Below are 12533 nucleotides of genomic sequence, written 5' to 3' on the forward strand. Positions count from 1 at the left end.
TCTGATTAACTCAGCCCTGCTGAGTCGTTTTGCATAGCTTAGTCTAAACTCCAGTTCCTATCAACAATGAAAAAATGGGAACCAGTTTACAAGAGACTTGCAGCATCATGAAATAAGCAAGGAAGAACTGCCTGCTATATTGAAAAATTACATAACAAATCTTATTTAACATCCTTACATTGCGATCGCTCTTAAGGATCTCTGAGAAGTTCTAGATATGTAATTTTAATTACTCGAATCATCGCAACATAAATAAATGTTTCAGTTGTCTCAAGTTATGCTATTGAATATAGAAACCCCTGGCTAAGGAAAGTTTGGGCCAAGGGTAGTTCATGATTAGATACTCAAGATATCTATAATTATGTAGCTACCAACTCAGAATCAATTTCCGACGGCGCGCTATCCTGGACTAGCGATCGCGTTTCGCCATTACGCTGGAGGATACCGCCAACCATTGCCAACAAAGCGTTTACCTTGCGGGTTCGCCACATATCTACGAGGTTTTGCACTTTAGTCGCAGACATCCGTCGCATCATCGCTTCGTAGAGATAAGCAGCATGTCCGGTTTCATCTTGGGCAATACTCAGCATTCCTAACTTCAAGTTCCGAGCGGTTGGCTCGTTATCAGGTAATACTTTCGCCATTCGTGCAAAGTCTTTGCTAGCATCTAACTCCAGAATGTATGTGCTAGCCATAAACACATCCCAATCAATCACAGCAGGTTTGAGATGTTCTGGAGGGTAGCCCTCAAAGAATGCTGCGAAAAAGGGACTACGCTGTGGTGATTTTTTTGTGGATGTAGTTTGGGGTTGACGCTTAAAATCTATAACTTGTTTATTCAACTGTTGTAAGGCGTGGGCAAAAACTTGACCATGCCTAGTTTCATCTGATGCGTGTTTTGCTAGTTTTTCGGCTAACCATGTATCGCCTTCAGCAGCTGCGCGATCACTAAGTGCGGATAAAAATGGCACCGAGCCAGATTCTGCCAACTGAAACCCCGCAAGGATGTTGGGGCGGGTTTTAGAATCACGAATTTGAGCAGCAGAGTAATAGGCAAAAACACCTGAACTAGCTAGATGCAGAACGTGAGTCAAGAAGTTCATCAGAAATTCCCGCTGACAATTGGAAGGTTACAATTCTTATACTAATGCGTATTTTCTATTTGGTTGCCGCCAGAAGGTCTTACCATTTTGGGCGTTGCAGAAAAGTGGGAGGTAGGGGGCAGGGGGCAGGGCACAGGGGAAGTAGGGGAAGTAGGGGAGGCGGGGGGGAATTTTGGAAGTTGACTTAACAACTTCCAAATATGCAATGCCCGATTTTGGATTTTGAATTGCTTGTGGCAATTATGTCAACGGTTAACAAATATATCTTTTCATTTTGCTAGTATCATCCCACAGAGGTAATGCAGGTAAGTTTGGATGGAGAAATTAACTAAACCAGTGCGATTTTGGCTTTGTGCAACGATCATAATTTTGGGTTTGATCGGGTGCGATCGCTTTATCGGTACTTCTGGAGACGCAGTTGAGCGAGTCAGTGATGGCGATACTTTAGTAGTTAAAGATACTAACGGTAAAAATCTGACTGTGCGCTTTGCTTGTGTAGATGCGCCAGAAATCGCTCATACTAACAAAGAAAAGCAGAGTAAACGCATTAGCGATCGCAATCAATTTACTTGGGGTGTGAAAGCACGAGAACGGGTGCAACAACTGGTGCAACAAGGAGGCGATCGCGTGACTTTGAATATCACCGATAGCGATCGCTATGGACGCCAAATTGCCGAAGTCCGTTTAAAAAATGGCACTTTTGTACAACAGGTATTGTTGCAAGAAGGTTTAGCAAAAGTGTATCGTCCCTATTTAAACAAATGTCCTAGTAAAAACTTAGTTCAACAAGCCGAAGCTGAAGCCAAGGAGCAACGCCTTGGTGTTTGGAGTGATACTAAATTTGTGAATCCTTGGGAATATCGCAGCCTATATAAAAAGTAAAACTTGAAAACTCGTCCTTGCATATTTGCGGGATGGTTTAGCAACTTCCAAAATTCCCCTCCTACCTCCCCTACTCTTCTCCCCAAGTTTGCAGTTGCAAATAAACCAGTACTAGTGTCACTCCTAGTAACACCGTCGCAGCTGCGGCTGCATAACCAAAATCAAATTGACCAAAAGCCTCTTGGTAAATGTAGTAAACCAGCAAATTTGTCGAATTTAGTGGCCCTCCGCCAGTCATCACATAAACTTGCTCAAAACTCCGCAATGTAAAAATCGCGGTAGTAATGATTGCAAATATCACAGTCGGGCGCAATCCAGGCAGAGTAATATACCAAAATTGTTGCCAAGCATTTGCTCCATCCAAATCCGCTGCTTCATAACGACTGGGAGGAATTGCTTGCAACCCTGCTAAAAAAACTACCATATTGAAACCCAGTTGTTTCCAAATACTCATTAAAATAATTACTGGCATTGCCCAAAATGTGTCTCCTAGCCAGGGTATGGCTGGAATGCCAAAAAAATCTAAAAGTCCGTTAACTGGCCCTGATGTCTGAAACAGCCAGCGAAATCCCAAACCGGCTGCCACAAGTGAGATAATTGAAGGCAAAAAATAGGCACTTCGTAGGATGCCCCGCAAGGGAATGGAGCGGTTTAATAACACTGCCAATCCCAAGGAGATAACTAAACTGGGAATGATAGTGGCAATAGTAAAATAAAAAGTGTTACCCAGAACTTGCCAGAAGTCGGGGTCGAGTAGCAAGCGCCAATAGTTTTTTAAGCCTATCCAATAAGTACCTTTTAAGGTGAAACTACCGGCGGTGAAACTGAGATAAAACAAATAGGCGATCGGCCAAATGATAAAAACACCCAGTAAAGTTAGTGCTGGTGTGAGAAAAATCCATGCTGCTGCTGTATCATTGTCCAACCACGACTTAGTAGTATATATTTTTTTTGACATCTATAATTTTTTCTTTTAGCTGTTATGACCCTCCGCCCTGATTCTACCCTTAGCTTGGTTTCTCCTAGCATTAGCGATCGCTTGGGTAAGCTCTTGGTTCATAATGATTTCTAGTTGGAGTCTTTACTTAAACATCGCTATTTTTCTGCAAACTCAAACCAATCCCAAATGCAATTTCAACGCTGCATCAATTAGTACCATCATCTCTTCGTTTAAACTACCTAATACTTCACTAGTAATTCGTTGCTTAGAAATTGTTCGCACTTGCTGCGCCTGTACTTTAGAAGGCTTCGTTAAACCACTAATCTCTGGATTAAGCAGAACTTCAAAGGGATAAACACGGCTCACATTAGAAGTAAGCGGTAAAATTGTTACGGTGTTAGCAGCACTATTACTTATATTATTGCTGACAATTAGCACTGGACGACGTTTACCCATTTCTGAACCCATCACCGGACTAAGATTTGCGTAATAAATATCACCACGTTTCATCTGTTAAACCATCTGCCACTGTCAGATCCCAATCGCTATCAACTTCAGCAGACGCTTCTCGGTAAGCTGCCTCTAATTCTCGGTTTCGCAGCAATTCTAATGCTTCTTCAATTACTTGAGAACGAGATTTACAACCTTTATTCCGCTTGTAGTTTTCGACAAACTCCACTAAGGACGGTGGCAAGGAAATAGAGAGTTTTTCTACATTCATCTTCCTACCAATTAGTAGTAAAAATAATTCGTACTAATATTATAACTTAATCTCAAGTCAGTAAATCGATGCTGTGGAATAGCTGAACTTCTGAGGCATCGCTTGGGTAAACTCTTGGTTCATAATTATCTCTAGTTGGAGTCTTTACTTAAACATTGGCAAGGAAATAAAGAGTTTTTCCACATTCATCTTCTTACCAATTAGTAGTAAAAATAATTCGTACTAATATCCTAGCTTACTACTGGAGTTTAGACTAAAAGCGATAAGAGAGAACGCAAATCAAAAGGAATTAGAGGTTAAAAATATTATCTTGTCAGCCTTAAAGCATCCTGAACTTTAACAATTATTGTGTAGTATTTCTGTTCTGGCAGAAGTCTTTTGACTAATTGACCCCTGGACGAGTCGCTCAAGCTATGGGAGGAGTTTTTGCGGCGATTGGTACTCCTACCCGTCCACCCAAACCTCGCGGAAAGTCCCCTGGTTGGAAACTAGGAAAAAAACGTAGCCGTAAAAACCGTTATCCCATTGTTAAAAAAACAGTAACACGACCACGTAAAGACCCATCAGTTGCTGTTTAATACCTAAGATTATTCATACTTTTGCTAAGTCTCTGATTAACTCAGCCCTGCTGGGTTCGCCGAAGTGAAATGGTGTCGTTGTTCCTGCACGACAGGCGTATTCCCACTTTGCTTCACTAGGTAGGCGATATTCGCGCCCAGTCTTTTGACTCAGCTTTCTGCAAAATTCTACTGCATCATTCCAGGACACTCCTTGTACAGGACGTTTTGCTCCCTTGAAGAACGACGGATTGCTACCCATTATTTGCTGGTACTGTTCCTGAGTTACTTCAAACTTGCCCATAAAAAAAGCAGGCACATTTACAGCGTGCTGTGGTTCTTCACTTTGGGTTCGACCATTTTCACCAAATGGCGAACCCATATTAAAAGAGCCTCCAGGAATCTCAACCATATCTAAAGTTATGCCATTGCCTAAGTCCTCTTTAAATAACTTAGCTTGCTTGTTAGAATCTCGTTTAATTACCTGTCCCTTTTGATCTACGCTTACCGTTTCAAACTTAACAGTAATATATTTGGGTGATTGACCCTTAAAAAATTCAAGACCTGCTACTCCTGTCACCAAGCCTACACTTCCCAAGCCAGCCCACTTCAAAAACGTTTGTCGAGTTATTCGATCTTGAGGCGGTTGAGTGGGTTGAACAGGGCTTGACTGCTGAATTGGTGGTTCCTGTCTGATTGTCTCTTGCTCTTTCCGGTATTCTGCTTCTGAAGATGATTGAATAATAATTGCTTTGATCGCAGATGTTTCTGCATCAATCCGTCTCTCGATCGCACCCACATCCCCTTCTCTCAACCCCAACGTCTGCCAGGTTTGCTGCAACTGCTTTCGCGTCACCTCATCTGGATAATGCTGGCGCTGCGTCGCCTTCACAAACGCCTGCTCGTATTGCTGGAGTTTTTGATGATAGCTTTCAATTTGGGTTGTGATTTGCGCTTCAATTGGTGCAACATCTACATCTGTTAGTCCCAAGCGTTGCTGCTGTTGGCGTAAATTATTTCGGGTTGCCTCGCTGAGAGGATATTCCTGCTGCGTGGCAGTAAAAAACAGCCGTTGGTAGTCCTGGAGTTTCTGGTGATATGCCTCTACCTCAGCCGTAATCTGAGATTCAATCGCGGCAATATCCCCATTCGCAAGCTCTAATTGCGACTGGATTTGCCGTAAGTGATCGCGGCTTGCTGCACTCAACGGAAACTCCTGTCGCAGTGCCGTGGTAAAGGCTTGCTGATATGTTTCCAGGTTTTGCTGATGTGTCTTAAACTGTGCAGTCACTAGTGCCTCAATCGGCATGGTGTCCTCATCCCGCAGCCCCAAACGTTGCTGGAGAATTTGCAGATCGTGGCGATCGCCATCTGTAATCGTCTCATCTCGCTCCAGTAGTTCAGCGAACACCTGCTGATACTCCTGGAGTTTTTCGCGGAACTCCTTGCGGTACGGTTCTAACACCTCATCTTCAATCGCCTTCGCTTCAGTTGTATCCAATCTCAAGCGAGTCCTCAGTATATCCAATGTGTGACGACCAACACGGGAAATTTTGTCTCGACGAATAAATAGCGCTACCTCTTTACGGTATTGCTGCCTGGGATCACCTGGAGCCACCTTTGTCAGTAGAATTTTATAGCCTTCTCGAATTGCATAGATTTCCGGCTTCATCTGAGGTTGAAGTTCTCGCACCTTCTCCTTGGCGTACTCATGGAGTTCATCGGTTGAGATAAACCCATCGCGATCGCGATCGGCCTCTCCCGACTTGATACCTTCAATCAAAAAACGAGTGTAAATCGATAAATCTTGCCCCTTTTGTTCAAAAGAATATTGAGTCGAACTAGAAGAAGTCAATACGACTCGTCCTTCACCGCCTAATTGCTGCCGGATGTCAATCGTGCCGTCATCTTTGGCAGGCATCCCCTCAGCAAACGCACCACTAAAGCAGCTATCCAGGATCACCACCTGCCGCCGGGAGCGGCTTTCGCTCATGCGATCGTGGATAAAATTGGCAGACACTGAGGTTGAGCGAATCAATTCGCCCTGCTGCGTCTTACTGGTGTTCCGAGTCGCCAGATACAGCTTACCGCGATCGTCTTTGATTCCGTGTCCCGAAAAGTATAGCAGCAGCAAATCATCCTTGTGCCGACTGGAAAACAGCAGATCGCCATTTCTACAACTTGTCGCTCACGATTTTTTAGCAGGATAATATCTGACGCAGCAAATCCGCCCATTTCTGGATGCAGCAACACCTCACACACTGCTTCCACATCTCTGACTGCACTGGGCAACGGATTCAGCCCTGGCTCATACTCACTGACCCCAATCAGCAATGCGACCTTTGCCATTTAACTCACCTATGCTGCGATCAAATCCTATGCGACTTTAATCTCTGTGTTGTTTCGCTCATACCAAGTTTTAGAATATCACTTATATCAATTGGACTAGTTATGAGCAAAATTTAATCAAGCGTAGGCGTAGCCCATCGTAGACATCGCAACATGGGAAAAGACATTGCTGAATTAAAGTATAAATCTTACCTAAATAGGTAAGAAAAATCCAGGCAGCTACTGTATCAGTATCTAACCACGACTTAGTAGAGCATTTCATTAATTCATAGCAAAGTAGTATTTGGCAATACCCTGCAATGTTTATGCATGGGCTGATAATGCCAATGCATCGGCTGACAATGGCAATACATCGGGTAACAATGCCAATGCATCGAGAAACAATGCCAATGCATCGGGTAACAATGCCAATGCATCGGTTGACAATGCCAATGCATCGGGTAACAATGCCAATGCATTGGGTAACAATATTAATGCGTCCCCTTGCATTAAACAAGCTACGCTTTTACACAAAAGTGTACGGATTATATCTTTTTGGCATCTATAATTTTCCCTCTTAGCTGTTATGACCCTCCGCCCTGATTCGACCCTGAGCTTGATTTCTCCTAGCACTAGCGATGTTTGTCAACAAGTCGCCCCCTTAAAACTGGGAATTATGGCTTCTGGGAATGGCAGTAATTTTGATGTAGTTGCCCAAGCTATCCAAGATGGGCGGCTAAATGCCCAAATTCAAGTTTTAATTTACAATAACCCTTCGGCGAAAGCAGCTGTAAGAGCAGCTAATAGAGGTGTAGAAACTGTTTTATTAAATCACCGCAATTATCAAAGCCGAGAAGAGTTTGATCGGGAAATTGTGCAGACATTGCGGCATTACGATGTGGAATGGGTGATTTTGGCAGGTTGGATGCGATTGTTAACATCAGTTTTCATCGATGCCTTTCCTGAGAGGATTATTAATATCCATCCTAGTTTGTTACCTAGTTTCAAAGGAATCCGTGCTGTAGAACAAGCCTTGGCATCTGGGGTAAAAATCACTGGTTGTACAGTGCATATAGCTTGTTTAGAAATGGACAGTGGCCCAATACTAATGCAAGCCGCAGTCCCAGTACTGCCAGATGATACAGCAGAAACACTCCACGCCCGGATTCAAATTCAAGAACATCGAATTTTACCATTAGCGATCGCTCTGGCAGCTTCTTCGTCAAAAGTCACACTAAGCCGATCGTAAAAATACATAGTTTGTTGTTCCTTGCTAATTTGTCATCACCTCGCTAATGTAGAGATCCTCGACTTCATAAAAGTTATCGGGGATCTGCGGGTTGTAAAATCATGTCCGCCTAATTAGTTATAATTCCCGCATCTGTGCAAAAACCAGGAAACCCTCTTTCCCCCTGCTCCCTGCCCCCTGCCCCCTGCCGTGTTAATGATAAGTCCTGAACCGGACACGATATAATAGTTATTCACGAGAGTTAGCTTCGGCAGCTTGATACGCTTGTAGGAGCCGAGCATGATCGAGAGTAAATCCTACTTGCATCGCTATCTGGGCAAATAAATCAATCTCAGGCTGTTGCCAATCACGGGGTTCAGAACACTGATGTGCAATTAACAAGCCAAATAGCTGCTCATCTTTAATAATGGGTGCTACTAAATTTGCTTTCACACCAAATGATTCGAGCAGTTTAATGTGACAATCAGCCAAACCGGACTCATAAATGTTGTTGATTGCGACAACGCGACCAGACTGGTACTTTTCTACATAGCCTTGAGTGAAACAGGGATCGTGGATTTTAGACCGCAAAACTTTGGGATAGCCTGGAACCACTGATTCGGCAATTATAATTCCGAACCAATTAGCGTAAAAGCTATAAACCAGCACTCGCTCAGTACTTAGTGCTTTGCGAACCTCTTCCACGGTGATTTTGATGACATCCTCTTCCTTGAGCGATTGGCGAATGCTGCGGATAATATCTACTAGCAACTGACTTCGTATCCTTTCAGCTTCGATTCGTTGCAGGAGTCTTGCATGGTCGAGAGCAAATCCTACTTGAATCGCTATCTGGCCAAATAAATCAATCTCAGATTGTTGCCAATCACGGGGTCTGGAGCATTGATGTGCAATTAATAAGCCAAATAGCTGTTTATCTTTAAGAATGGGGGCTACTAAATTGGCTTTGACAGCAAAGGATTCGAGTAAGCTAATGTGACAGTCAGCTAAACCTGCTTCATAAATGTTGTTGATTGCGAGAACGCGACCAGACTGATATTCTTCTACATAGCCTTGACCAAAACATGGGTCTTGGATTTCAGATCGCAAAACTTTTGGGTAGGTGAGAACAACTGATTCAGCAATCACAATTCCAGACCAATTAGCATCAAAGCTATAAACCATCACTCGGTCAGTACTCAGTACTTTCCGCACCTCTTCTACAGTGATTTTGAGGACATCTTCTTCATTGAGCGATTGGCGAATGCTGCCGATAGTATCCGCCAGCAACCGACTTTGCACACCTTCAGCCTCGATTCGTTGCAGGAGTCTTGCGTGGTCGAGAGCAAATCCCACTTGCATCGCTATCTGGGCAAAAAAATCAATCTCAGGCTGTTGCCAATCACGGGGTCTGGAACATTGATGTGCAATTAATAAACCAAACAGCTGTTTATCTTTGAGAATAGGGGCTACCAAATTTGCTTTGACAGCAAAGGATTCCAGCAGGCTAATGTGACAATCAGTCAAACCGGACTCATAAATGTTGTTTGTGGCTACAACGCGACCAGACTGATACTTTTCTACATAACCCTGACTGAAACAAATGTCTCGGATTTCAGACCGCAAAACTTTGGGATAACCTGGAACTACTGATTCGGCAATGATAATTCCAGACCAATCAGTATTAAAGCTATAAACCAGCACTCGGTCAGTACTCAGTGCTTTGCGAACCTCTGCCACAGTGGTTTTGATGACATCCTCTTCGTTGAGCGATTGGCGAATGCTGCGGGTAATTTCTATAAATACCTGAGCTTTATCTGCCTTGGTATCTACCTGTTCTAGAAGCTTGGTGTAGTCAAGGGCAAATCCTACTTGCATGGCTATCTGAGCGAACAAATCAATCTCAGACTGCTGCCAAAAGCGAAGTCTAGAACACTGATGTGCAATCAATAAACCAAATAGTTGTTTGCCTTTGAGAATAGGTGCTACTAGATTGGATTTGACAGCAAATTGCTCCAGTAACTCAATATCACCATCACTGAGATCGGCTTGATGGATATCATCACTAGCACGAATGCAACCATTCTGGTATTTTTCCATATACCCTGCCTCGAACCCAGGTTCAGAGACTGTAACCCCTAATATTTTCGGTAAACCAGGTGCTACTGATTCGGCTATAAAGGTTCCATTACAGTTGGAGTTGAAGCAAAAAATAGTTACGCGATCAATACTTAAAGCTCTGCGAATTTCTTCTGAGGTAGTTTTGAGAACATCTTCTTCATTGAATGATTCTCGAATCCAGCAGGTAATTTTTATCAATAACTGAGAGTAATCAGTTTCGGCTTCTTTCTCTTGTACCAAAACCGAAAGTAGGTCTGTGAATAAGCTGATGTTTCTCTCTAACATCACTAATTCATCTTGGCTAGCGATGAAAACTTGAGTAAACTCACTATCTGGACGGAGCTTTTTTTTGATATTATTAGAGATTGTAGCTGCCTTACTGACTCGACTCATAACTCGATTCGTCACAAAAACAGCGATCGCACCTGCCAAAATTGCTGTTACCCCCGTACCAGTTAACAAGAGTGAAAGTTGTCTCTGTAAAGCAAGTTCACTTTCTCTGGAACTTTTCGCACTCTCTTGTCTAACTTGCGGATGTTTGGTAATTAAATTAATGCCATAGTAGTAAGTACCTGTTCCAATTGCAACCACAGGAAGGACGCTAATGCTTAGTGCCCAAACAATCGCTTTAGTCTTTAAATTCCATTTTTGCTGCCACAGTCTTTGTTTACGATTTCGTCTTGCTTGGTTTTGAGAAAAAGACTGACTCATAAATGAAACCTGGATTGCTGCAATTGAAAATCAAGTAAATAACCTCACCAACAAATTCTACAAAATACTCCTAAAATTAGGACTGGCTTTTAGGAGTATTTTGAGACACTAACTTTCTCCGTCATCTCCCATAATGCTTTTGTTCTCTTTGACCTCAAAAAATCAGGTCTGATTAACGGGCTTGTTAACAATGAAATAGCGATCGCTTTGTTTGAATGTCTTATTTTCTCATCAGATGTTGCGATTTTATGGCAAAACAGTCAAACAATCTTTCTTTTTTAACAATAGTAAGCAAGCACAGTGGAAGGGAGTTGTGTTGTATTTACCTTTGTAACAGTGAGATAAAAATTGCTTGTCATGACAATTGCGATCGCAACTAAGTAGAACATAAGATTTTTGTCAAGGCGATATTAAATAACCTGCGAGTCTTCTGAGATACAAGGGTGCGTTACGGCAAGTTTAACGTCACAATATTGCGGAAACGGTGCATTAGGCTAAAGCCCAACGTACGCTGCTAACAAGTTTTAAGGGTTTGCAGTCAGCACTAAAGTGTTTAGAAAATAAGGGCTTTAGTCCTGACTACGAACTTGCTTACCAATCAATTTAAACTTGACAGACGACTACTAGTCTGTTCCATTGATTTTGAGGGGCTGCTAGATCCCCGACTTCTTTAAGAAGTCGGGGATCTGAACACCACTAACCTCTCAAAACTTTTGGGACAGACTACTATGATTAATGGATAATTTAATTTTTTCCTTAATCTAGTTAATGTTGAGCTATTTTGGGGCATTAGGGCGATCAGCGCCAGGAGGATGAGGTGGAACGCCTAGTGCATCGATCAACTGTTGTTCAGTGACACCTAACTTTGCCGCAGCCGCTTTCAAATCAGGTCGAGGTGGACGCTGATTGCGATCGCCTGGATTTGGAGGATTGGCAGGAACTCCTAACGCCGCCTTTAACTGTGCTTCTGTAACTCCTAACTTTGTCGCCGCAGCTGCAAAATCAGGTCGAGGTGGACGCTGATTGCGATCGCCTGGATTTGGAGGATTGGCAGGAACTCCTAACGCCGCCTTTAACTGTGCTTCTGTAACTCCTAACTTTGTCGCCGCAGCTGCAAAATCAGGTCGGGGTGGATGTTGATGTTGATTGCGATCGCCTGGATTTGGAGGATTGGCAGGAACTCCTAACGCCGCTTTTAACTGTGCTTCTGTAACTCCTAACTTTGTCGCTGCGGCTTTCAAATCAGGTCGGGGTGGACGCGGCTGTTTCTCTAATGGTTGGTTGGGCGGTTGTTGCGCCTGTGCAATTTGATTGAATTGATTAGCAGCATTCGCTTGATTGAGTGAAATAAAACCAAATGTGCCAACCAGAACGGGAATCGCTGCTACGGATAATACTCGACGAATATTCATCATTAAATCTCCAAAGGTTTATATTTCTAATTAAGTCTTCTCAAAATGACAGCTTGCCCTGTTTGTAAATTACAGTTTTGTAATTTGAGTCAGGAATCCTCTGGTGATATCACAGCTAAGGGCAAGGCGAAATACCAGAGTGCTTCAATTAACGGTTATTTTCTACCCGGTTTTGAACCGCGCCCTGATTATGCACTTGGGGACGTTGGGGAGAATGCTTTTTTTGGTGGGGACGGGGTTGAGAATGCCTGACTTGTGGTTTTTTATCAGATACTTCTGGTTTTTTCGGCTGTTGTGAAATCTGTGTGTCCCGATGAGATGGATTAGCGGCATTTGCCTGATTGGGTGCAACAAAACCGAATGTACCAATCAAAAAAGGAATCGCTGCTACAGCTAAGACTCGACGAATATTCATAAAAATCAACCTTCAAAAGGTAGGGGGTTCATATTTCTAATTGAGCCACCTCAAAATTACAGCTTGCCTATTCTCTAAATTACAGTTTTGTAATTTGAATAAAAAATAATGAATTTAG

The 12533-nt window shown here is 43.0% G+C and carries 13 protein-coding genes; 3 read left to right on the forward strand and 10 right to left on the reverse strand.

The window, feature by feature from the left end:
* Nucleotides 1-359: 359 nt before the first annotated feature.
* Nucleotides 360-1103 carry a ferritin-like domain-containing protein gene (locus HWQ44_RS25585; RefSeq protein ID WP_292724562.1) on the reverse strand — a complete coding sequence of 248 codons (744 nt, stop codon included), beginning with the start codon at nt 1101-1103 and terminating at the stop codon, nt 360-362.
* Between the two features lie 315 nt (nt 1104-1418).
* Here HWQ44_RS25585 and HWQ44_RS25590 point away from each other — a divergent pair, with 315 nt between their 5' ends.
* Nucleotides 1419-1985 carry a thermonuclease family protein gene (locus HWQ44_RS25590; RefSeq protein WP_292724564.1) on the forward strand — a complete coding sequence of 189 codons (567 nt, stop codon included), beginning with the start codon at nt 1419-1421 and terminating at the stop codon, nt 1983-1985.
* Nucleotides 1986-2055: 70 nt separating this feature from the next.
* Here HWQ44_RS25590 and HWQ44_RS25595 read toward each other — a convergent pair whose 3' ends face one another.
* The 3 genes from HWQ44_RS25595 to HWQ44_RS25605 form a co-directional block, all read right to left on the reverse strand.
* Entirely contained in the window at nt 2056-2943 is an 888-nt protein-coding gene (locus HWQ44_RS25595; RefSeq protein WP_292724566.1) for a carbohydrate ABC transporter permease, read from the reverse strand.
* A gap of 153 nt (nt 2944-3096) precedes the next feature.
* The gene (locus HWQ44_RS25600) at nt 3097-3435 is read right to left on the reverse strand and encodes a type II toxin-antitoxin system PemK/MazF family toxin (RefSeq protein ID WP_292724568.1); all 339 of its coding nucleotides are present in this window, start codon (nt 3433-3435) and stop codon (nt 3097-3099) included.
* Entirely contained in the window at nt 3422-3646 is a 225-nt protein-coding gene (locus HWQ44_RS25605; RefSeq protein ID WP_292724569.1) for a ribbon-helix-helix domain-containing protein, read from the reverse strand. The genes HWQ44_RS25600 and HWQ44_RS25605 overlap by 14 nt, the downstream gene beginning before the upstream one ends.
* A 386-nt stretch (nt 3647-4032) precedes the next feature.
* On the opposite strand from HWQ44_RS25605, the gene HWQ44_RS25610 reads away from it, so the two are divergent.
* A complete protein-coding gene (locus HWQ44_RS25610; protein WP_292724570.1) occupies nt 4033-4224 on the forward strand; it encodes a hypothetical protein in 192 nt (63 codons plus the stop codon).
* Nucleotides 4225-4237: 13 nt separating this feature from the next.
* Here the strand turns inward: HWQ44_RS25610 and HWQ44_RS25615 are convergent, their stop codons facing one another.
* The 3 genes from HWQ44_RS25615 to HWQ44_RS25625 form a co-directional block, all read right to left on the reverse strand.
* Entirely contained in the window at nt 4238-6337 is a 2100-nt protein-coding gene (locus HWQ44_RS25615) for an SUMF1/EgtB/PvdO family nonheme iron enzyme (protein ID WP_292724571.1), read from the reverse strand.
* Nucleotides 6238-6552 (reverse strand): hypothetical protein, encoded by a 315-nt coding sequence (locus HWQ44_RS25620; RefSeq protein ID WP_292724573.1) that lies wholly within the window; start codon nt 6550-6552, stop codon nt 6238-6240. Before HWQ44_RS25620 ends, HWQ44_RS25615 begins: the two co-directional genes overlap by 100 nt.
* Before the next feature lie 303 nt (nt 6553-6855).
* Nucleotides 6856-7041, reverse strand: a complete 186-nt coding sequence (locus HWQ44_RS25625) for a hypothetical protein (protein ID WP_292724575.1) — start codon at nt 7039-7041, stop codon at nt 6856-6858.
* 76 nt (nt 7042-7117) lie between these two features.
* Here HWQ44_RS25625 and purN point away from each other — a divergent pair, with 76 nt between their 5' ends.
* A complete protein-coding gene (purN, locus tag HWQ44_RS25630; protein WP_292724576.1) occupies nt 7118-7780 on the forward strand; it encodes a phosphoribosylglycinamide formyltransferase in 663 nt (220 codons plus the stop codon).
* 228 nt (nt 7781-8008) lie between these two features.
* Here the strand turns inward: purN and HWQ44_RS25635 are convergent, their stop codons facing one another.
* From HWQ44_RS25635 to HWQ44_RS25645, 3 genes are all read right to left on the reverse strand, one after another.
* On the reverse strand, nt 8009-10588 hold the full coding sequence (locus tag HWQ44_RS25635; protein ID WP_292724578.1) for a GAF domain-containing protein: 2580 nt from the start codon (nt 10586-10588) through the stop codon (nt 8009-8011).
* A 776-nt stretch (nt 10589-11364) separates the two neighbouring features.
* Nucleotides 11365-12003, reverse strand: coding sequence for a hypothetical protein (locus HWQ44_RS25640; RefSeq protein WP_292724580.1), 639 nt, complete (start codon nt 12001-12003; stop codon nt 11365-11367).
* A gap of 145 nt (nt 12004-12148) precedes the next feature.
* Nucleotides 12149-12415 carry a hypothetical protein gene (locus HWQ44_RS25645; protein WP_292724581.1) on the reverse strand — a complete coding sequence of 89 codons (267 nt, stop codon included), beginning with the start codon at nt 12413-12415 and terminating at the stop codon, nt 12149-12151.
* Nucleotides 12416-12533 lie beyond the last annotated feature (118 nt).

The sequence above is a fragment of the Nostoc sp. JL34 genome, from assembly GCF_017114945.1.
Taxonomy (GTDB): Bacteria; Cyanobacteriota; Cyanobacteriia; order Cyanobacteriales; family Nostocaceae; genus Nostoc.